General features: G+C 46.0%; 1 pseudogene. It reads right to left on the bottom strand.

The features are described from left to right. Nucleotides 1-1,087, bottom strand: a pseudogene (gene gyrA, locus ACWFR1_RS40500) (DNA gyrase subunit A); the annotation flags it as partial.

Here is a 1,087-nt window from a genome sequence, read left to right as displayed (position 1 = left end):
GGATGCCGTCGCTGACAGTGGTCTTCTCGTCCGATACGGACATCTGCTTCTCTCCCGGTGCTGTAGCAACATGCTCTTCTTCTGCCATTCTGATGAGACGCACACCTTGAGTGACACGTCCGGTGATGGAGATATCATTGATGTCCATTCTGATGAGTACGCCGCTAGCTGTAATAATCATTAGATCCTCTTCACCTTTAGTAGCTTTCACTGCTACTAGTTGGCCGTTGTTCTCGGTGATTTTCGCTGTTTTGAGTCCTTTTCCGCCCCGGCTTTGGGTTCTGTACTCTTCAGCCGGAGTTCGTTTTCCGTACCCTTTTTCAGTTACGATAAGGACGTGTGATTCTTCCTCTAATATCTCCATGCCGACAACAACGTCGTCATCCGTCAGGGTGATGCCTTTTACGCCCGCCGCAGTTCTTCCCATCTCCCGGACATCTGTTTCAGGGAAACGGATCAGTAAACCGTTTTTCGTTCCAATGATGATTTGTTTTGTGCCGTCAGTCAGACGTACACCCATCAGTTCATCATCTTCACGAAGACCCAGAGCGATTAGACCATTGTTGCGGATATTAGCGAATTGAGATAGCGATGTTCGTTTTGAAACCCCATGCTTTGTAGTGAAGAAAAGGTAAAGCTCCGCATTGAATTCCGTGACTGGAATAATCGCGTTGATCCACTCACCCTTTTCTACCTCCAGCAGGTTAATAATCGGGATTCCTTTTGCCGTTCTGCCGTATTCAGGGATTTCATACCCTTTTGCACGATACACTTTCCCCTTGTTCGAGAAGAAGAGAATCGTGTCATGAGTTGACGTAGAGATCAAATGTTCAACGAAATCATCTTCGTTTGTTCCCATACCTTGTACACCTTTTCCGCCCCGTTTTTGACTGCGGTAAGTTGATGCAGGAAGACGTTTGACGTATCCGTTGTGCGTCAGAGTAACTACGATATTTTCTCTCTCGATGAGATCTTCATCTTCAATTGTCTCCAGTCCAGAAGTGACAATCTCAGTACGTCTTTCATCGTTAAAACGCTCTTTGATTTCCGTGAGTTCTTCACGAATGATCTCAAGCACTTTATATTC

The sequence above is a fragment of the Streptomyces sp. NPDC055103 genome (assembly GCF_053607625.1).
This window is presented reverse-complemented; position numbering and strand designations above follow the sequence as displayed.